Origin of the sequence: Aeromonas sp. S5(2024), from assembly GCF_041403025.1 — a bacterium.
GTDB classification, from domain to species: Bacteria; Pseudomonadota; Gammaproteobacteria; order Enterobacterales; family Aeromonadaceae; genus Aeromonas; species Aeromonas hydrophila.
In genome coordinates this window covers 229,254-248,817 of the sequence record NZ_JBGLRI010000001.1, presented here as the reverse complement: position 1 = coordinate 248,817, position 19,564 = coordinate 229,254, and the positions used below count along the sequence as shown (strand labels likewise).

21 protein-coding genes are annotated in these 19,564 nt (G+C 63.7%); 15 read left to right on the top strand and 6 right to left on the bottom strand.

The window, feature by feature from the left end; translation table 11 throughout:
- The first annotated feature begins 58 nt into the window (after positions 1–58).
- The 15 genes from lptE (at position 59) to ACB032_RS01100 (ending at position 13,596) form a co-directional block, all read left to right on the top strand.
- Positions 59–541, top strand: a complete 483-nt coding sequence (lptE, locus tag ACB032_RS01170; protein WP_016351676.1) for an LPS assembly lipoprotein LptE — start codon at positions 59–61, stop codon at positions 539–541.
- Between the two features lie 27 nt (positions 542–568).
- On the top strand, positions 569–1,600 hold the full coding sequence (holA, locus tag ACB032_RS01165) for a DNA polymerase III subunit delta (protein ID WP_371137159.1): 1,032 nt from the start codon (positions 569–571) through the stop codon (positions 1,598–1,600).
- 41 nt (positions 1,601–1,641) lie between these two features.
- Positions 1,642–2,286: a nicotinate-nucleotide adenylyltransferase gene (nadD, locus tag ACB032_RS01160; protein WP_330543787.1), complete on the top strand. Its 645-nt coding sequence runs from the start codon at positions 1,642–1,644 to the stop codon at positions 2,284–2,286.
- Positions 2,287–2,471: 185 nt separating this feature from the next.
- A complete protein-coding gene (rsfS, locus tag ACB032_RS01155; protein WP_011707026.1) occupies positions 2,472–2,813 on the top strand; it encodes a ribosome silencing factor in 342 nt (113 codons plus the stop codon).
- Positions 2,814–2,835: 22 nt separating this feature from the next.
- Positions 2,836–3,303: a 23S rRNA (pseudouridine(1915)-N(3))-methyltransferase RlmH gene (gene rlmH, locus ACB032_RS01150; RefSeq protein WP_005298242.1), complete on the top strand. Its 468-nt coding sequence runs from the start codon at positions 2,836–2,838 to the stop codon at positions 3,301–3,303.
- Positions 3,304–3,510: 207 nt separating this feature from the next.
- Positions 3,511–5,427, top strand: coding sequence for a penicillin-binding protein 2 (mrdA, locus tag ACB032_RS01145; RefSeq protein WP_016351679.1), 1,917 nt, complete (start codon positions 3,511–3,513; stop codon positions 5,425–5,427).
- Positions 5,420–6,523, top strand: a complete 1,104-nt coding sequence (gene rodA, locus ACB032_RS01140) for a rod shape-determining protein RodA (RefSeq protein WP_016351680.1) — start codon at positions 5,420–5,422, stop codon at positions 6,521–6,523. The genes mrdA and rodA overlap by 8 nt, the downstream gene beginning before the upstream one ends.
- Positions 6,523–7,521 carry a lytic murein transglycosylase B gene (gene mltB, locus ACB032_RS01135; protein WP_016351681.1) on the top strand — a complete coding sequence of 333 codons (999 nt, stop codon included), beginning with the start codon at positions 6,523–6,525 and terminating at the stop codon, positions 7,519–7,521. The genes rodA and mltB overlap by 1 nt, the downstream gene beginning before the upstream one ends.
- Entirely contained in the window at positions 7,463–8,428 is a 966-nt protein-coding gene (locus ACB032_RS01130) for a septal ring lytic transglycosylase RlpA family protein (protein WP_323995344.1), read from the top strand. Before mltB ends, ACB032_RS01130 begins: the two co-directional genes overlap by 59 nt.
- Positions 8,429–8,622: 194 nt before the next feature.
- Entirely contained in the window at positions 8,623–9,813 is a 1,191-nt protein-coding gene (locus tag ACB032_RS01125) for a D-alanyl-D-alanine carboxypeptidase family protein (RefSeq protein WP_011707032.1), read from the top strand.
- A gap of 292 nt (positions 9,814–10,105) precedes the next feature.
- Entirely contained in the window at positions 10,106–10,369 is a 264-nt protein-coding gene (gene ybeD / locus ACB032_RS01120) for a DUF493 family protein YbeD (protein WP_005298227.1), read from the top strand.
- A gap of 96 nt (positions 10,370–10,465) precedes the next feature.
- Positions 10,466–11,170: a lipoyl(octanoyl) transferase LipB gene (gene lipB / locus ACB032_RS01115; RefSeq protein ID WP_371137158.1), complete on the top strand. Its 705-nt coding sequence runs from the start codon at positions 10,466–10,468 to the stop codon at positions 11,168–11,170.
- 85 nt (positions 11,171–11,255) lie between these two features.
- Positions 11,256–12,221 carry a lipoyl synthase gene (gene lipA / locus ACB032_RS01110; protein ID WP_011707035.1) on the top strand — a complete coding sequence of 322 codons (966 nt, stop codon included), beginning with the start codon at positions 11,256–11,258 and terminating at the stop codon, positions 12,219–12,221.
- A 163-nt stretch (positions 12,222–12,384) separates the two neighbouring features.
- The gene (locus ACB032_RS01105) at positions 12,385–12,888 is read left to right on the top strand and encodes a GNAT family N-acetyltransferase (protein WP_336751572.1); all 504 of its coding nucleotides are present in this window, start codon (positions 12,385–12,387) and stop codon (positions 12,886–12,888) included.
- Positions 12,889–13,026: 138 nt separating this feature from the next.
- Positions 13,027–13,596: an alpha/beta hydrolase gene (locus ACB032_RS01100; RefSeq protein ID WP_060389948.1), complete on the top strand. Its 570-nt coding sequence runs from the start codon at positions 13,027–13,029 to the stop codon at positions 13,594–13,596.
- Positions 13,597–13,640: 44 nt separating this feature from the next.
- On the opposite strand, the gene nqrE is transcribed toward ACB032_RS01100, so the two are convergent.
- The 6 genes from nqrE to ACB032_RS01070 all read right to left on the bottom strand — a co-directional run bounded on the left by nqrE (position 13,641) and on the right by ACB032_RS01070 (position 19,310).
- A complete protein-coding gene (gene nqrE, locus ACB032_RS01095) occupies positions 13,641–14,240 on the bottom strand; it encodes an NADH:ubiquinone reductase (Na(+)-transporting) subunit E (protein ID WP_011707038.1) in 600 nt (199 codons plus the stop codon).
- A gap of 154 nt (positions 14,241–14,394) precedes the next feature.
- Positions 14,395–14,805 carry a hypothetical protein gene (locus ACB032_RS01090; protein WP_162901822.1) on the bottom strand — a complete coding sequence of 137 codons (411 nt, stop codon included), beginning with the start codon at positions 14,803–14,805 and terminating at the stop codon, positions 14,395–14,397.
- Between the two features lie 218 nt (positions 14,806–15,023).
- The gene (locus tag ACB032_RS01085) at positions 15,024–15,527 is read right to left on the bottom strand and encodes a GNAT family N-acetyltransferase (RefSeq protein WP_371137157.1); all 504 of its coding nucleotides are present in this window, start codon (positions 15,525–15,527) and stop codon (positions 15,024–15,026) included.
- A 39-nt stretch (positions 15,528–15,566) separates the two neighbouring features.
- The gene (locus ACB032_RS01080; RefSeq protein WP_371137156.1) at positions 15,567–16,748 is read right to left on the bottom strand and encodes a MerR family transcriptional regulator; all 1,182 of its coding nucleotides are present in this window, start codon (positions 16,746–16,748) and stop codon (positions 15,567–15,569) included.
- Positions 16,749–16,897: 149 nt separating this feature from the next.
- Complete coding sequence (gene recJ, locus ACB032_RS01075) at positions 16,898–18,628, bottom strand: single-stranded-DNA-specific exonuclease RecJ (RefSeq protein ID WP_371137155.1); 1,731 nt, start codon at positions 18,626–18,628, stop codon at positions 16,898–16,900.
- Positions 18,594–19,310 carry a disulfide isomerase DsbC N-terminal domain-containing protein gene (locus tag ACB032_RS01070; protein ID WP_029299314.1) on the bottom strand — a complete coding sequence of 239 codons (717 nt, stop codon included), beginning with the start codon at positions 19,308–19,310 and terminating at the stop codon, positions 18,594–18,596. Before ACB032_RS01070 ends, recJ begins: the two co-directional genes overlap by 35 nt.
- Between the last annotated feature and the right edge of the window lie 254 nt (positions 19,311–19,564).

Genomic DNA, 19,564 nt, shown 5'->3' with positions numbered 1-19,564 from the left:
GATGATAACGGCGGGCCCTGCGCCCGCCGCTCTTCACTTCATGCAAAGAGGATTTTCTATGGGCACCACCCTCACTCGCTGGCTGACCATACTGCTGACCGGTCTGCTGCTGCAGGCCTGCGGTTTTCAGATGCGCGGCACCGCCATCCCGCCCGAGTTGATGACCATGAAGGTGGTCGGTGACAACAAGAGCGATTTCTATCGACTGGTCACCACCCGCCTCAAGGCGGCCGGCGTGCAGCTTGCCGACAAGGAGGGCATCCCGGTGCTGACCCTGTCCGGCGTCGGCAGCACCAGCCAGGTCGCCTCCGTCGACTCCATCGGCCAGGCCCGTGAATACGTGCTGGGCTACAACACCCAGTTCACCGTCTCCATGCCGGGCAAACCGACCCAGGTCTTTCCCATCGCCTTTAACCGCAGCTTCCTGAACAAGCCGGACGCGGCGCTCGCCTCCTCCCGCGAGCAGGAGCAGCTTGGCAAGGAGATGCAGGAGCAGGCCGCCAACCTGGTGATCCGCCAGCTCAGCCAGGTCAAGTTCTGATGCACGTATCTTGATGAGAGTTCGTTGATGAGAGTCTATCCCGAGCAGTTTGCGGATCACCTCAAAGCAGGGCTCAAGCCCTGCTATCTCATTTTTGGGGACGAGCCCCTGCTCAAGCTGGAAACTATCGACGCCGTGCGCCAGGTGGCGCGCAAACAGGGCTTCGATGAGCGCCACAGCTTCGTGGTGGAACAAGGGCTGGACTGGAATCAGGTCTACGACGCCTGCCAGGCCATGAGCCTGTTCTCGGCCCGCCAGATCATCGAGCTGGAGCTGCCGGCCAAGGTCGACAAGGAGTTGGCCGCCCGCATCAGCGAGATCGGCAAGCAGCTGCACCCCGACCTGCTGCTGGTCCTGAGCGGTAATCGCCTCAACCAGACCCAGATGAAGGCAGCCTGGTTCGACAAGCTGAGCCAGAGCGGCACCTATGTGCCGGTCAACCACCCCGAGCCCCGCTTCTTTCCGCGCTGGATGAGCGCCCGCTTCCAGCGCTTCGGCCTCAAGGCGCTGCCGGATGCGGTCAACTTCATGTGCCACTCCTACGAGGGCAACCTGCTGGCCGCCAGCCAGGAGATAGAGAAGCTGACCCTGCTCTCGCCGCCGCAGCCCATCAGCGTCGCCTATCTGCAGGAGACCATCATCCGCCACGCCCACTTCACCCCGTTCCAGCTCATCGACACCCTGCTGGAGGGGAAGGTGAACCGGGCCCAGCGCATCCTGCTGGCCCTGCGCGCCGAGGGCACCGAACCCGGCATGCTGGCCTGGGCCCTGTGCCGCGAACTGGAACAGCTCACCGAGCTGGCGCTGGCGGCCAGGGCAGGTCAGCCGCTGGTGGAGCACTTCTCCCGCCTGCGCATCTGGCAGAGCCGCCAGCAGCTCATTCAACAGGCGCTGACCCGGCTGCCCTTCGCCAAGCTGCAGCAGTTGTGGCAGCTGATGGCCCGGCTCGACGACGCCCAGCGTCGCTTCGATACCGAGCAGGCCTGGCTGATGCTGCAGACCCTCGCCCTCGGTTTCCGCGATGGCACCCCCTTGCCGCTGGCGGGATCTGACGCATGATCCAGCCCGTCGACATCCCGGCCGTCACCGGAGGGGGACCCATGTTGAAACCACCCATCGGCATTCTGGGGGGGACGTTCGATCCCATCCACATCGGTCACCTGCGCCCGGCCATCGAGGCTCGCGACGCCCTGGGCCTAGCCGAAGTGCGCCTGCTGCCGAACCATATTCCGCCCCACCGGGCCAGCCCCTTCTGCTCGAGCGAACAGCGTCTGGCCATGGTCGCCCTGGCAGCAGCGGAAAACCCGGGCTTCGTGGTGGATGAGCGGGAGCTGAAACGGGACACCCCCTCCTGGACCATCGACACCCTCATCGAGCTGCGTCATGAACTGCCGGATACTCCGCTCTGCTTTTTGATGGGGATGGACTCCCTGCTCGGCCTGCCGAGCTGGCACCGCTGGCAGGAGCTGCTCGATTACGCCCATCTGGTGGTGAGTACCCGCCCCGGCTGGCAGCCGGACTACCCGGCCGAGGTGGCCGAGCTGCTGGCCCGCCACCAGAGCCGGCAGGTGGCAGATCTGCACCGGCTGCGCCACGGCCGCATCTGGCTGGCGGACAATCTGCCGGTCGAGCTGTCGGCCACCCGCCTGCGGGCGCTGCTGGCGACGGGCGCGGATCCCCGCTATCTGCTGCCGCCGTCGGTGGCACAATACATCCGCCAGCAGGGGCTGTACCGGCCGGCATGAACCCGATCGCTGCCGGCGGTTGTCCGGCACGGATCGCGCACTATAGTGATCAACAGGGGGCGAGTTTGCCAAGCGGGCACGGCCCCTGTTCCACTCCCCTTCGCCGCACTGGGAAACGGGAGTGACCATGATATAATCCGCCGCCCTCACGCCGTGAAAGCGCGCCGGAATACAGGAGAGACTCATTGCAAGGTCAAGAATTGCATGCCTTTATCGTCGACAAGATCGATGACATGAAAGGCCGCGACATCATCACCCTCGATGTACGCGGCAAATCCAGCATCACCGACACCATGATCGTCTGTTCCGGCAACTCCAGCCGTCACGTCAGCGCCATCGCCCACCATCTGGCCAGCGAAGCCCGCCATGCCGGGCTCGATCTGCTGAGCGTGGAAGGCCAGCTCACCGGCGAGTGGGTACTGGTGGATCTGGGTTCGGTGATCGTGCACGTGATGCAGGATGAGCATCGCGACTTCTACCAGCTGGAAAAACTCTGGAGCGGTACCGCTCAAGTGAACGCGCAATAACCGAGTACAAGTGTAATAAACGATGAAGATCCAGTTGATTGCGGTGGGCACCAAGATGCCCGCCTGGGTAGAGCATGGCTTCGAAGAGTATCGTCGTCGTTTCCCCAAAGACATGCCGTTCGAGCTGGTCGAGATCGGCGCCGGAAAACGTGGCAAAAATGCCGACATCCCCCGCATTCTGCAAAAAGAGGGGGAAGCCATGCTGGCGGCGGCCGGTCGTTCGCGTATCGTGACCCTGGATATTCCCGGCAAACCCTGGACCACCGAGCAGCTTGCCGTGCAGCTGGAAGCCTGGAAGCTGGATGGCCGGGACGTGGCCCTGCTGGTGGGCGGCCCTGAAGGGCTGTCGCCCGAGTGCAAGGCTGCGGCCGAACAGAGCTGGTCGCTTTCGCCGCTGACCCTGCCCCACCCGCTGGTGCGGGTGCTGGTGGCCGAGAGCCTCTATCGAGCCTGGAGTATTACCACCAATCATCCGTATCACAGAGAGTGAACCATGCGTTATTCCAGCATCACCCTCGCATATCCGAATCACAGAGAGTGGGACATGCACTATTCCAGCATCACCCTCGCATACCCGTATCACAGAGAGTGGGACATGCACTATTCCAGCATCCCCCTCTCAACCCAGAATCACAGAGCGTGAGCATGCACATCTGCACCCCGTTTCTCACCTGCTCGACAGTCATAAGGTAGCGGCATGCTGAAGAATCGCATCGAGATGCGCGACCACAGCGCCGAGGGTCGCCTCTTCTTCCGACGTACCCTGGTCGCCTACATCGGCATGATAGTGCTGATGCTGGTGCTGCTGGGCAACCTCTATTACCTGCAGGTCGAGTCTTATGACACCTACCAGACCCGCTCCAACGACAACCGCATCCGGGTGGTGCCGGTGGCGCCGCCGCGCGGCCTCATCTATGACGCCAACGGCGTGTTGCTGGCGGAGAACCGCCCGGTCTACAGCCTGGAGATAGTGCCGGAAGAGACCAAGGATCTGGAGAAGACCGCCGACGAGCTGATCGCCCTGCTGAAGCTGCCGGAGGGTACCAAGGAGAAGTTCTTGGCCGAGGTCAAGCGTCAGCGCCGCTTCAAGCCGGTGGCCCTGTTCGAGAAGCTGACCGAGTATCAGGTCGCCCTCTTCTCGGTCAACCAGCACAACTACCCCGGGGTCAGCATCGAGGCCTACCTCAAGCGCTACTACCCGTTCGGTGACACCCTCACCCATGCGCTGGGTTATGTGGCCAAGATCAACACCCGCGACGTGGAACGCCTCGACAAGGAGGACAAGCTCGCCAACTATGCCGCCACCAAGGACATCGGCAAGCAGGGGGTGGAGAAGTACTACGAGGATCAGCTGCACGGCGTGGCGGGCTACCAGGAGGTCGAGGTCAACAACCGCGGCCGGGTGGTGCGCACCCTCAAGTTCCAGCCGCCCGAACCCGGCAAGGATATCTACCTCAACATCGACATCCGCCTGCAGCTCAAGGCGCAGGAGTTGCTGGCCGGCCGCCGTGGCGCCATCGTGATGATGGATCCCAATACCGGCGCCATTCTGGCCATGGAGTCGAGCCCGAGCTACGACCCCAACCTGTTCGTGACCGGCATATCCAGCGCCAACTACTCGGCGCTGCTCAACGATCCGGCAAGGCCGCTGGTGAACCGCACCACTCAGGGCATCTATGCCCCCGCCTCCACCGTCAAGCCCATGATGGCGGTGATGGGGCTCAACGAGGGGGCCATCACCCCCAACTACCGCTACTTCGGCGGCCCCAGCTTCTCCATCCCCGGCACCACCAAGAAGTTTCGCGACTGGCGCCGCTGGGGTCACGGCTGGCTCGACGTCTACCGCGCCATCGAAGTGTCGGCAGATACCTACTTCTACGATCTCGCCTACCGGGTCGGCATCGACAAGATCAACAGCTACATGACCAAGTTCGGCTTCGGTCAGTACAGCGGCGTCGATCTGTACGAGGAGACCAAGGGGGTGATGCCGTCACGCGACTGGAAGATGGCCCGCTGGCGCCAGCCCTGGTATCAGGGTGACACCATCTCCATCGGCATCGGCCAGGGTTACTGGAGCGCCACCCCGATCCAGCTGGCCAAGGCCATCAGCATCCTGACCCAGAACGGCCACGACGTGACGCCGCACCTGCTCAAGAGCACCGCCTCCATCGATGGCGTGGTCAATGCCCCCATCAACCCGAACATGGCCATCCAGACCAAGAGCGACAGCTACTGGCAAGTCGCCAAGGACGGCATGTGGCGGGTCATCAACGGTCACGAGGGGACGGGTCGGCGCGCCTTTGCCAACACCCCCTACAAGGCGGCAGGCAAGTCCGGTACCGCCCAGGTGGTGGGGCTGAAGGAGAACCAGGTCTACAACGCGGCCACCACCAAGGTGGAGCACCGCGACAACGCCCTGTTCGTCTCGTTCGCTCCGTTCGAAGCTCCCAAGGCGGTGGTCGCCCTGGTACTGGAAAACGCCGGTGGCGGCAGCAGCATGGCCGCTCCGGTGGCCCGCCAGATGCTGGACGCCTACCTGCTGCCACCGGAGCCGCAACTGCCGCCGGCGCCGGCCAAGAAGCCCCAATCTGAAGAGGTCGCTCCTCATGAGTAATTCCGCTCGCCAGCAGAGCATCTGGTACAAGCTGCACATCGACTTGCCGCTGCTGCTCGGCCTGCTGACCCTGATGTCCCTCTCCATGGTGGTGCTCTACTCCGCCTCCGGCCAGGACGTCGATTCCATCGTGCGCCAGCTGGTGCGCGGCGGGCTGGCGTTCGCCCTGATGATCGGCATGGCCCAGCTGCCCCCCTCCCTCTATGCCCGCTGGTCGGTGCCGCTGTTCGTGGTGGTAGTGCTGCTGCTGGTCGCGGTGGACGTGTTCGGTCATATCGGCAAGGGGGCCCAGCGCTGGCTGGACCTCGGCTTCATGAAGTTTCAGCCCTCCGAGGTGATGAAGCTCTCCATGCCCATCATGGTGGCCGCCTGGCTCAGCCGCCACTCGCTGCCACCCAAGTTCAGCCACCTGGTGCTGAGTCTCATCATGGTGCTACTGCCCACCCTGCTGATCGCGGCCCAGCCTGACCTTGGCACCTCCATCCTGGTGGCCGCCTCCGGCTTCTTCGTGATCTTCCTGGCGGGGATCAGCTGGTGGCTGATCGGGCTGGCGGTGCTGCTCATCTGCGCCTTCATGCCGGTGCTCTGGTTCTTCCTGATGCACGACTACCAGCGCCAGCGGGTGCTGATGCTGCTGGACCCGGAGAAGGACCCGCTCGGTCGCGGCTATCACATCATCCAGTCCAAGATAGCCATCGGCTCCGGCGGCGTGTTCGGCAAGGGCTGGCTGCAGGGCACCCAGTCCCAGCTCGAGTTTCTGCCCGAGCGCCACACCGACTTCATCTTCGCGGTGTTCAGCGAAGAGTTCGGCCTGGTGGGCGTGGCCCTCCTGCTGGTGATCTACCTCTACATCATCAGCCGCTGCCTGTTTATCTCCATGCAGGCCCAGAACAGCTTCGAGCGCCTGCTGGGCGGTGCCCTGACCCTCACCTTCTTCGTCTACGTGTTCGTCAACATGGGCATGGTAAGCGGCATTCTTCCGGTGGTGGGGGTCCCCCTGCCGCTGGTTAGCTATGGCGGCACCTCCATGGTGACCCTGATGGCCGGCTTCGGCATCCTGATGTCCATCCAGACCCACAGAAGGCTGCTCGCCTGATGCGACTGGCCGGTTTGCTGCTCTCTCTCGTTGCCCTGACCGCAACGGCGGCCGTCGAGCCCCCGGGGCTCGCCCGGCTCGCCGAGCAGCAACAGGTGCCGCTGGCCGAGCTGCAGGCCGCCGCGGCCCAGGCCAGCTTGCGCCAGGAGGTGCTCGACACCATCAGCCGCCCCTGGGAGGCCAAACCCTGGCACCGCTACCGGCCACTGTTCATCACCCCGGAGCGGATCCGGGACGGCGTCGACTTCTGGCAACGCCACGCCGCCACCCTGGCGCGGGCCGAACAGACCTATCAGGTGCCGGCGTCCCTCATCGTCGCCATCATCGGCATCGAGACCTTCTACGGCCGCCAGATGGGCCGCCATCCGGTGCTCGACAGCCTCTATACCCTGGGCTTCCACTACCCCGAACGGGCAGATTTCTTCGCCAAGGAATTTGCCCAGCTGGTTCTGCTTGCCCGGGAAGAGAAGTGGCCACTCACCCGCCTGAAGGGCTCCTATGCCGGCGCCATGGGCATGGGTCAGTTCATGCCCTCCAGCTATCGCCACTACGCGGTCGACTTCGACGGCGACGGCAAGCGCGATCTGTTCGCCAATCCGGTGGATGCCATCGGCAGCGTTGCCCACTATTTCGCCGAGCACCAGTGGCGCTGGGGGGAGTCTCCGGTCGAACCCGCCTTGATCGGGCTGGCACCAGTGGGTACCCTGCTGGGGCCTGCCCCTGAGCTAACCCAGACCTGGGCCGAGCTGGCCACCGCAGGCATTGAACTCGCCACCCCGCTGGCACCCGACACGCCGGTGAAACTGCTGGCATTGGAACAGGCCGATGGACCGGAATACTGGGTCGCGCGCCACAATTTTTATGTGATCACCCGCTATAACCGCAGCCCGCTCTATGCGATGGCGGTGCATCAACTCAGTCAAGCAATCCAGGACGCGTATGCATTACAGCCACAAACTTCTCCCGCTCAGCCTGACCTTGTTGCTGGCCGCCTGTAGCAGCCAGCCGGAGCAGCTTCCCCCGCCTCCCGAACCGATCCAGCCGGAAAAACCCCAGGTCATCGAGATCCCGCAGGCCACCGGTGCCATCCCGCGCCCCGAGCCCCTGAGCGCCAGCGGCAACCGGGATTACTGGATAGGCAAGCAGAAGAACGAGGTGTGGCGCGACATCAAGCACTACAGCGAAGAGGGCACTGCCAGCTGGCTGGCGCAGGATCTGGACGGCCAGAAGACCGCCAACGGCGACGTGCAGGACAGCAAGCTGTTCAGCGCCGCCCACCGCAACCTGCCGCTGCCAAGCTATGTGCGGGTCACCAACCTGGACAACGGGCTGGAGACCATAGTGCGCGTCAACGATCGCGGCCCCTTCGGCAGCGACCGGCTGATCGATCTCTCCCATGCGGCCGCCAAGCAGCTGGAGATGGTGGAAGGAGGCGAGGCACGGGTGCGGGTCGAGCTCATCAACGACACCCCGGACCAGATGGTGATCATGGCCCCCATGAAGCCCATCGAGATGACGCCGACCACGCCGGCGGCCGCGGCCCCTGCAGCTCAGGATGGCTTCGTCGGTCAGCCCACCGAACTGGCCATGGCCACACCGGCTGCCGCCGACCCGGCCCCCGTCAAGGCTCCGGTCGCCAAACCCGCCAAACCGGCAGCGGCCAAGGCGGCCGCGCCCGCCAGCAGCGGCGAGGGCAAGATGATCCAGGTGCTGGCCAGCGGCTCGCAGGCACGGGCCGAGGCGATGGGCAAGGTGATGACCCAGCGCCATGGGGTGCCCTACCAGGTGGCGGCCCACGGCGCCATCTTCCGGGTCCTGCTGGGGCCGGTCCCCGCCGCTCAGCAGACCGCCCTGCTCGAACAGATCCGTCAGGGGGGGCTGGAGCAAGCCTTCATCGTCCCCTGATAGGGAGTGGCTCAGCCAGCATGAACCACCGCCAACCGCCCGCCATCACGTCGTTTCCCGGCGTGATGGCGGCAACGGATGGATAAAAAACCAGGCCAGATGGCACGTCGGGCTTTGACCGACGGTCGCTTCTGGTATAGTGAAGCCCGCATTTTTAACTTGGGTTACCCCAACCAGGCTCCAGGAATTTCAAGATGTCCAAATTTGCCCGTTCAGTTATTCTGGCCTCCCTGATAAGCGCCACCGCTCAGGCCAACACGCCTGTACCGACCCCGAACGCCAACCCCGTGGTCGTCCCCGCCGCGCCGGAGATCTCCGCCAAGGCCCATATTCTGATCGACTACTACTCGGGTCAGGTGCTGGCCGAGCAGAACGCCGAAGAGCGTCTGCCGCCCGCCAGTCTGACCAAGATGATGACCTCCTACATCATCGGCCAGGAGCTGCTGAAGGGGAACATCAAGCGCACCGACATGGTGACCATCAGCCAGAACGCCTGGTCCAAGAACTACTCCGACTCCTCCAAGATGTTCATCGAGGTGGGCAAGCAGGTCTCGGTCGATGACCTGAACAAGGGCATCATCATCCAGTCCGGCAACGACGCCTGCGTCGCCATGGCCGAATTCCTGGCCGGCAGCACCGACTCCTTCGCCAGCCTGATGAACAGCTGGGCCGCCAAGCTCGGCATGAACGACAGCCATTTCATGAACCCGCACGGGCTGGATGCGGAAGGTCACTACAGTACCGCCCACGACATGGCGCGCCTGGGCCAGGCCCTGATCCGCGACCTGCCGGACGAGTACAAGATCTACGCCCAGAAGTCCTTCGTGTTCAACGGCATCACCCAGCACAACCGCAACCGTCTGCTGTGGGATCAATCCCTGCAAGTTGACGGCATCAAGACCGGCCACGTCAGCCAGGTCGGCTACAACCTGGTCTCCTCCGCCACCAACAACGAAGGCATGCGCCTGATCGCCGTGGTGCTGGGTGCCAGCAGCGAAGCTTCCCGCGCCGCCGAGAGCAAGAAACTGCTCACCTACGGTTTCCGTTTCTTCCAGAGCCTGACCCCGTACAAGGCTGGCACCGAGCTGGTGACCCAGAAGATCTGGATGGGCGACAAGTCTGAAGTGAAACTGGGCGTCGACAAGGACGTCTCCGTGCTGGTCACCCGTGGCCAGGGCAACAACCTCAAGGCTGACTTCCAGCTCGAGAGCGAACTGAAGGCACCGCTGGCCAAGGGCCAACGGGTCGGTACCGTGTTCCTCAAGCAAGGCGACAAAGAGATCAAGCAGGTTCCGCTGGTCGCCCTGGAAGAGGTGCAGGAAGGTGGCCTGATGAGCCGTCTGTGGGATTACCTGGTGATGCTGGTCTCCAGCTGGTTCAAGTAACCTGCGCACAAACCTGACCAAACAGCGGCGCCAACAGGCGCCGCTGCTGTCTTTTGCGGTCGGGCCAGTCAATAACCCTGCAATCTGCAGGTTCCGCCGACTGACGATTTGTGGTAAAAAGCAGCACCTCCATGCCTCGTCTGCCAGACCGGACCTTGATCCCGGCCTGGGCAATGCCCATATACACTTGGGCAGTGCCCGCTACAGACGGGTAGATGGCGGCCCTGATGGGCCATCGGCCACTAGCCACAAGCGATGAAGTCGTCCCGTGACGACACCAAAAGGTGAGTAAATGAATACCAAGTTTGATGAACTGCTGGAGTTCCCCTGCAAGTTCCCGTTCAAGGTGCTCGGCGTTGCCGACCCGGCGCTGCCGGACATGGTGGTGGAAGTGCTGCAGCAGCACGCCCCCGGTACCTACAGCCCGACCGTGCAGCCCAGCTCCAAGGGCAACTACCACTCGGTCCGGGTCACTGTGACCGCCCAGAGCAAGGAACATATCGAAGCCATGTATACCGCACTCGGTAACATAGAGCTGGTTCGCTACGTCCTGTAAGTCGCCTCTCTCGCCCCGCCACCGGGGCGACTGATTATTTGCCAGCCGGCTGTCTTGGCCGCGCTGGCCGACCCAAGCGCCTGTCAGTGAGGAAAGATGTCACTCCAAACCCCCGCCGAATCACCATCGTCAGCCCCCCGGCTGCTGGTCAGACAGCTGGGCCGCCGTCCCTACCAGCCGGTATGGGATGCCATGAAGGCCTTCACCGACAGCCGTACCTCTGACACCCCGGACGAGTTCTGGGTGGTGGAGCACGACCCCGTCTACACCCAGGGTCAGGCCGGCAAAGCCGAACATCTGCTCGCCCCTGGCGACATCCCGGTGGTGCAGAGCGATCGCGGTGGCCAGGTGACCTATCACGGCCCCGGCCAGCTGGTGCTCTACGTGCTGGTGGATGTGCGCCGCAGCAAGCTGACGGTGCGCGAGCTGGTGACCTGCCTCGAGACCGCCATCATCAACACCCTGGCCAAGAGCGGGATTGAGGCTTATGCCAAACCCGACGCCCCCGGCGTCTATGTGAAGAACCAGCTCGGCGCCGCGCTGCAGACAGAAGCCAAACTGGCCTCGCTCGGCTTGCGCATCCGCAAGGGTTGCTCGTTCCACGGCCTGGCCCTCAACGTCAACATGGACATGACCCCCTTCCTGCGCATCAATCCGTGCGGCTATGCGGGCATGGCCATGACCCAGACCAGCGCCCTGGGCGGCCCGCAGAGCGTGGCCGAGGCGCAAGCGATGCTGGTGGCCGAACTGGCCAGCCTGATCGGCTATGAGACAATCACGAATACCGAAGAGGCGGCATGAGCAAGTCCATGCTGCCTGGCCATGAGGGCACCGAGATGACCCTGGTGGCTATCAACCAGACAATAACAAACACCGAGAGTGAATCATGAGCAAACCCGTTCGTATGGAGCCGGGCGTCAAGCTGCGCGATGGCGACAAGATGGCCCTGATCCCGGTGAAATTCATGCCGGATCCCAACGAGGAAGTGCTGCGCAAGCCGGACTGGATGCGGATCAAGCTGCCGCCGTCGAGCCAGAAGATCGAGCACATCAAGAGCACCCTGCGCAAGAACAAGCTGCACTCAGTGTGTGAGGAGGCTTCCTGCCCCAACCTGGCGGAGTGCTTCAACCACGGCACCGCCACCTTCATGATCATGGGCGCCATCTGCACCCGTCGCTGCCCCTTCTGCGACGTGGCCCACGGCCGCCCGCTGGCGCTCGATCCGGACGAGCCGAAGAAGCTGGCGCTGACCATCAAGGAGATGGGGCTGAAATACGTGGTGATCACCTCGGTGGACCGCGACGATCTGCGTGACGGCGGTGCCCAGCACTTCGCCGACTGCATCAAACAGATCCGCGAGCACAGCCCGCAGACCCGCATCGAGATCCTGACCCCGGACTTCCGCGGCCGGATGGAGCAGGCGCTGGAAGTGTTCCGTGAGACCCCACCTGACGTGTTCAACCACAACCTGGAAACCGCCCCGCGCATGTACCGGGTTGCCCGTCCGGGTGCCGACTACAAGTGGTCGCTGGAGCTGCTGCGCCGCATCAAGGAGATGCACCCCCATGTGCCGACCAAGTCCGGCGTCATGATGGGTCTGGGCGAAACCAACGAAGAGATCGTGCAGGTACTCAAGGACTTGCGCGAGCACGGCGTCAACATGCTGACCCTGGGCCAGTATCTGCAGCCAAGCCGCCACCATCTGCCGGTGAAGCGCTATGTGCCGCCCGCAGAGTTCGACGAGCTCAAAGACGTGGCCATGGGACTGGGCTTCTCCCACGCCGCCTGCGGTCCCTTCGTCCGCTCCTCCTACCATGCGGACCTGCAAGCCAAGGGCGAAGAGGTGAAATAACCTCGCTCCTCCTGGTCAAAAAAGAGCGCCCTTGGGCGCTCTTTTTTATGGGGCGGCCACAGGCTGACGCCGTTTTGGCTGCCGACCACGACCAGCGCCGTTTGCACTCACTTCGCCGCCGGGTTAACGTGAGCCTCCCTTCTCCCCTTGAGTGATCTGCAGGATGCCGACACCGCTTATCCGCTTGCTGCCCATGAGCGAGCAGCACTACCCCGCCTATTGCGCCTGCTTCATCGAGGAGTACGCGCAGGATCTCGCCAGCAACCAGGGCCACGATCTCGCCACCGCCCGCCACAAGGCCGAGGCATCGCTGCAGCGCTATCTGCCGCAAGGGGTGGCCAGCGCCGGTCATAGCCTGCTCTGCATCCTGCCTGCAGACGCAGAGGGCGCGGTTGCCCCCGCCGAGGAGGAGCCACTGGGTTATCTCTGGCACGCCATCGACAGCGACGGCGCTGCCACCTTTATCTATGACTTCTATGTCGCACCAGCCTACCGCAACCGGGGGATCGGCAAGGCCGCCATGGCGCTGCTGGAAGCCGAGCTCAGGAGCCTCGGCATCCGCCAGATCACCCTGCGGGTCGCCCACGACAACCCGCGCGCCCTGGCGCTTTACCAGGAGGCGGGCTTCGCCATCACCGGCTACAACATGGTCAAACGGCTGGGTTGAACGCCTTGTCCCGCCCTTGTACCAGCCGGACAGGGGCGTGCCACCACCCGGCTGGCGCTGATATGATGAGGCCGCCCCGGCCTGCGTCGCTGCGCACGCCCTGTTTGTTCCCTGTCGCCCCGTTTCAGGATCCTGCTTATGTCACACACCCGCGTCTTCATCGTGCACGGCTATACCGCCTCCCCCCACTCCCACTGGTTTCCCTGGCTCAAGGCGCAGCTCGAAGCCCGCGATATCCGGGTCGAGGTGCTGGCCATGCCTGACCCCCACCATCCGCAACCCGCCGCCTGGGACGCCGCCATGGACAGCCTGGTGCGGGATCACGATGAGCGGACCTTTCTGCTGGGCCACAGCCTCGGCTGCATCACCATCTTGCGCCAGCTGAGCCGCCTGCCCGCCTCCCGCCGGGTGGGCGGGATCCTGCTGGTATCCGGCTTCGATCAGCCGCTGCACACCCTGCCGGAGCTGGATCCCTTCATGACCCAGGGTTACCACCCGGCCCACATCATGGCGCTGGCGCCCCGACGGGTCGTGGTCGCCTCCCGCGACGATGCCATCGTGCCCTATCGCTACTGCCAGCACCTGAGCGAACAGCTGGCCGCGCCGCTCTATAGCCTGGAGCATGGCGGTCACTTCCTCGATCGGGACGGTTTTCTGGAGCTGCCGCTGGTACACGACCGGCTGCTGGGGATGATTGAGGACCAATAAATGGCAAAACGGCCACTTGCGTGGCCGTTGCAACACTCAGCTGGCTAGAGCGAGATGCCGGAAAAAGACATGAAGCCGAGCGACATCAGCCCGGCCACGATGAAGGTGATGCCGATGCCGCGCAGCCCCTCTGGCACATCCGAATACTTCATCTTCTGGCGCAGACCGGCGATGGCGACGATGGCCAGCAGCCAGCCCAGTCCTGAGCCCGCCCCGTACACCACGGATTCGATGAAGTCGTAATCCCGCTGGGCCATGAACATCACCCCGCCGAAGATGGCGCAATGCACCGTCAGCAGCGGCAGATAGATGCCCAGCGCGTGATAGAGCGCCGGGAAATGTTTGTCGAGCACCATCTCCATCACCTGCACCAGCGCCGCCAGCACCCCGATATAGACGATGAAATCGAGAAAGCTCAGATCAAACTCGCCGAGGAAGGTACTCTCGGGACGCAGGATATGGCGGTAGATCAGGTTGTTGAGGGGAATGGCGATCACCATGACCACCAGCACCGTCATGCCAAGGCCAAAGGCGGTGTTGATGTTCTTGGAAACGGCCAGGAAGGTGCACATGCCAAGGAAGAAGGCCAGCGCCAGGTTTTCGACAAAAATCGAGTGAATAAACAGGTTTACATAATAATCCATCGGGTCGGCTCACAACGTGTACGGGGCGGGAGCCGCCTTCGTGCTCACCGGCGGGCAGGCAGGAAGACGGTGCAAGGAGGGCACCGGACCGCACGGGCATGCCTTCGCGGCTGAGATCAATCAGCGAGGGAGCAAGCCTTGGGCGGACGGGCGCTCAGCAAGCAGCTGGACGCGAGTCGCTGTGGCAGAAACGAAATTGCAGGTGATGGCAGCTCAAGCGCCACCGGTGCAGATAACCGAAGTAGTCGCTCAGTTGTCTGAGGTAGATGAGGGGCAGGAAGAACAACAGGCCGCAGAGCAGGCCGAGGATATCGTGCTGGAACCAGGCCAGCAGCACCTGATAGAGCTCGGCTTGAGCGGCCCCTTCAAGCCGTCGCCCCTGCTCGAAGCTGAGCCGCCACTGGCCGCCCGGCGGCAGGCTGACGCTGTTGACAAGCCCGGGATCGGCCGGCTCATGCAACTGCATCGAGGCGCCCTGGCCGACCGCGGCCTGACGTACGGCTGCACCGACCTCTGCCGCGGCGAAGGCGGCAAGCCACAGAAGGCAGGCGATGGCGAGGGCCATCGGCCAGGTCGAGCGTCGGCCAGCGGGTGACAAGCGGGGAGTCCCTTCTTTAAAAGAGGATTCAGCGAGGCCGAATATATCACAATTCATCTTTTTATTGAATTTGAAACCCTGCAAACACCCACGAATTGATACTAAAAACCCTCGTTATCAATAAAGCCGGCAATTAAAAACCACAATGAGCGCAAGGAGCATCCTCTTTGCCCTCACGGTGCCCCTCACGCCTGCACAAAAGCCGGGTGGTAGCACACTTCGCCACGGGGCATGGCGGCGCCGAACGAGCGGGCCATGAAGTACTCGGCCGGCACGCCGGGCAGCGTCAACCCCGGCTCGGACACGAAGCCGAAACGGCCGTAGAAACCGGGTTCCCCCAGCACCACGCAGCCGGCCGCCCCCATCCCCTTGAGCTCGGCCAGACCCACCTCCATCAGCCGAGAACCCAGCCCCTTGCCGTGCAGCGCAGGAGAGACCGAAATGGGGCCAAGACCATACCAGTGCGGGCTGCCATCACTGATGGTCACCGGCGAGAAGCAGAGGTGGCCGACCACCCGCCCCCCCAGCTCCGCCACCAGCGACAGACTGAGTGCCCCGGCCTGGCGCAAGGCCCGCACGATCCGCTGCTCGTTGTGATCGGTATGGGGCGCATTGAGGAATGCGGCCACGGTCAGCGCCTCAATGGCGTCGTGATCGGCGCCCGTTTCGGGCCGAATGAGGATGTTCATAGGTTTTCTCCGTTTGTTCTCTTGCAATGGATGACCTGATCAGGCTGCCTGCAGGCAGCAGATCACATAGCCGTAGCTGCCCAGGTATTGGCGGTGGATGGCCACTTCCCGGCTCAAATCCTGCCAGGCGGGGCTATCCCCCAGCTCGGCGCGATGGCGCGCCAGATTGCGCTCGATGGGATCCAGATAGTTGTGCCAGGCCCTTTGTGGCAACTGGGTGTGCGACAGGCAGCGATAACCCGCCTCTTGCACCGTCTTCAGCAAGCCCGCCAGCGTCTGCATGGCGGGATAATCCCGCTGCCAGAACGCCAGCGCCTCCTCTGGCGGCGTGTCCGTCAGCCACACCAGGTCGCTCAGCACCAGGCAGGCAGCAGGACCGGCAAGGTACGGCCGCCATGCTTGCAAGGCGTTGGCCACCCCGATGGTGTAGGCGCTCCCCTCGGCCCAGATGAGATCGGCGGGGGCCAGGTCCGCCGGCAGCGCCGCCATGTTGGCGCACAGGGTGGTGACCTGACCAAGCCCCGCCGCACTGGCGCTGCGGGCCACGGCGGCCAGCGCCTCCTCGTCCAGATCGATGGCCACTATGGTGGCGTCCGTCACCTGTGCCAGCGCCAGGGTGGCGGCGCCGCGCCCGCAGCCCATGTCGAGGATCCGGCGAGGCTGGCTGGACAGCGCGGCAAACTGCTGCTGGGTGAAGAGGCTATCGCCCGGCCCCCAATAGCTCATGCCATCCAGCAGCAGCTTGAAATCCCGGATGTAACGCTCATGTTCGTTCATGTCTTTGCTCAGCCATTGCAGGTGGTAACGCTCTTTTTCACTGAATCCCTGCTTCATCACCCAGGCAAAGTAGGCCTGCGGGGCTTGATGCTGCAGTTGCCGCTGCCAGGCCTTGAACTCGTCGCCGGAGTGCGCACGCAAACCGGCGAGATCCGCCAGCAGATCCCGAGCGCGCTGCATCTGCGCCAGCTCCTCATCCAGCTCCCTGACCCGGGCCTGCAGCGTTGCCTGCTCCAGCTCACCCGCCAGACAAGCGAGGCACTGCTTGAGGCTGAGCCCACCGGCCTGCAGGGCCTGTACCATCAGCAGCCGCTGCAGATCTTCATCGTCGTAGTGGCGATAGCCGTTGGCGGCCCTCGTGCCCGCAATCACCCCCAGTTTTTCGTAATAGAGCAGGGTGGAACGGGCCAGGCCGCAGCGCCGGGCCAGTTCGGATATTTTCATGACAACCACTCGCTGAGGGGTCTGTGACCCGATGCAGGAAAGCTTAAACTGTGAAGCAATAGACGGGTCAACGGCAAAATTCGGGTTCACACCATAAAAAACGGCCACCCTGAGGTGGCCGTCATCGGCAGCAAGAGAGACTCGCGGGATCAGAGGCCGGCGGCCTCCAGATGCTCCACCAGCAGCTGCACGCTGCGGTTGCCGCGCCACTCGTTGATATCGAGCCGGTAGACCAGCCGCACCCGCTTCACCGAGGCATCGGGCCAGCGCTGCAAGTCGACGCCAAAGGCGATGGCATCCACCGCGTGGCCGGAATCCGTGGTCAGCATCATCTTGAGGTGCTTCTCCCCCACCAGCCGCTGCTGCACCAGCACGAATTCGCCGTCAAACAGCGGCTCGGGGAAGGCCTGACCCCAGGGGCCGGAGGCACGGATCAGCTCCGCCAGCTCCAGACTCAGTTCATCGGGCAGCAGCTCGCCATCGGTGAGCAGCACCCCGGTCAACAGCTCAGGGGTCACCAGCTCGCCGATGACCGCCTCGAAGGCCCGGCCGAAGGCTTCGATGTTGGCCTTGGGCAGGGTCAGCCCGGCCGCCATGGCGTGGCCGCCAAACTTGCCCATCAAGCCGGGGTGGCGGGTGTCGAGCAGTTCCAGCGCATCACGCAGGTGCACCCCCGGGATGGAGCGCCCGGAGCCCTTGAGCTCGGTCTCGCTGCTCTCGGCAAAGGCGATGACCGGGCGGTAGTACTTCTCCTTCACCTTGGAGGCCACCAGCCCCACCACCCCCTGATGCCACTCGTCCCGGTGCAGCACGATACCCGACGGCACCTCGCCGTCACGAAAACGGATCTGCTCCAAAGTGGCGAGCGCCTCCTGCTGCATCCCCTGCTCGATCTCCTTGCGCTCCTGGTTGAGGCTGTCCATTTCGGAGGCGAGCTGGCGCGCCAGGTTGATGTCCTCGCTCAGCAGGCAGGCGACCCCGAGCGACATATCGTCGAGCCGGCCCACCGCGTTGAGGCGCGGCCCCAGCGCAAAGCCGAGATCGGCGGCGCACAGGCGACGACCGTCGCGGCCCGACACGTCCACCAGCGCCTGAATGCCGGGGCGGCAACGGCCGGCCCGGATCCGCTGCAAGCCCTGATGAACCAGGATGCGGTTGTTGCCATCCAGCGCCACCACGTCGGCGACGGTACCGAGCGCCACCAGATCGAGGTAATCCGCCACGTTGGGGGCGCGCAGCCCCTGGCGTTCATACCAGCCGCTCTGACGCAGCTGGGTGTTGAGGGCCGCCATCAGATAGAAGGCGACCCCCACCCCGGCCAGCGACTTGGAGGGAAAGTCGCAGCCATGCTGATTGGGGTTCACTATCGCATCGGCGTCAGGCAGCTCCTGGCCCGGCAAATGGTGATCGGTAACCAGTACCTGCATGCCGGCCGCCTTGGCCGCCGCCACCCCGGCGATGCTGGAGATGCCGTTGTCCACCGTGATCAGGAACTCGGCGCCGCGGGCCACCGCCAGCTCGACGATCTCGGGGGTGAGGCCATAACCGAACTCGAAGCGGTTGGGCACCAGAAAATCGATGTGGCGACCGCCCATGGCGCGCAGGGCCAGCACGCACAGCGCCGAGCTGGTGGCGCCGTCGCAGTCAAAGTCACCGACGATGAGAATACGTTTTTGCGCCGTCAGCGCCTCGGCCAGCAGCGGTACCGCCTGCGCCATGCCGAACAGACGCTGGGGCGGCAGCAGCTGGCTGGCGCTGCGCTCCAGCAGAGCGGGATCTTCGACCCCGCGGCTGGCGAAGATTTGACGAAGCAGCGGGTGCAGGGTGGCGGGCAGATGGGAATCATCAACTCGCGGACGACGACGGATTTGCAGGGGCATTGATGTGATCCAGTATCTTGAGCAGTTGTTCAGGGCTCTGATAACCGCGCACCAGGTCGCCATTTGGCAGGACCCAGCTCGGCAGCGCCTTGATCCCGAGCCACTGGCTCAGGCCGATATGATGGGCAAGGATCTCATTACAGCCGGTCTCAGGCAAACGATCACTGAGATCCAGTGCACCGAACTGCCGGGGATTGCACCAGCGCGCCTGCGCCTCGGCCAGATCGGCAAAGGTGCCGAGCACCGGTAGCAGTTGCACGCTGACCCCTCTCGCCTGCAGGACCGGCAGCTCTTCCAGGGTAGTGCGACAGCTGCTGCAGGCGAGATCGGTGAACAGGGTGACGCGATGGCGCTCCTGCTCGGCCCGCAGCTGTACCCGCCGCTCGCCGATCTGCGCCAGGGCAAGTTGCCGCTGCTGACGCAGCCCCAGCATGGTGAGGTTTTTCATGTCGTGGGCCAGATCCAGCATGGTGCCCTGCAGCACATAGTCGCCCCTGGCATCGGTATAGAGCAGCCCCTGGGCGGTGCCCAGCATGTAGAGACCGGGCATGGGGGTCTCGTCCACCAGATAGACCTGTACCCCGAGCCGTTGCTCTATGGTCTGCTTCAACAGTTGGGGATCCATCCCCGCGCTGGCGGCAAAAGAGCCCAGCAGCATCATTCCCAGCAGTAAATACTTCACTCTTTTACTCACTTGGCATGAACGAATGGACTCACAAGGTAACTCAGTGAATATTCTCTCCTCAACCGCTTAATTATCGATTGATTAATAAGCGGGGCCGCAAAAAATCCCGATCTGACAGGTTGCCAATCGGGCAAAGGCCCAGCAAGCTAACCGGGACGACAGGAAACACGACGGTCATCCTCTGTTTTCCTGAAGCTTTATTATTCAAATACCGGTGCGGCACTGGCCGTACCTTGCCCATTTTTGGAGGG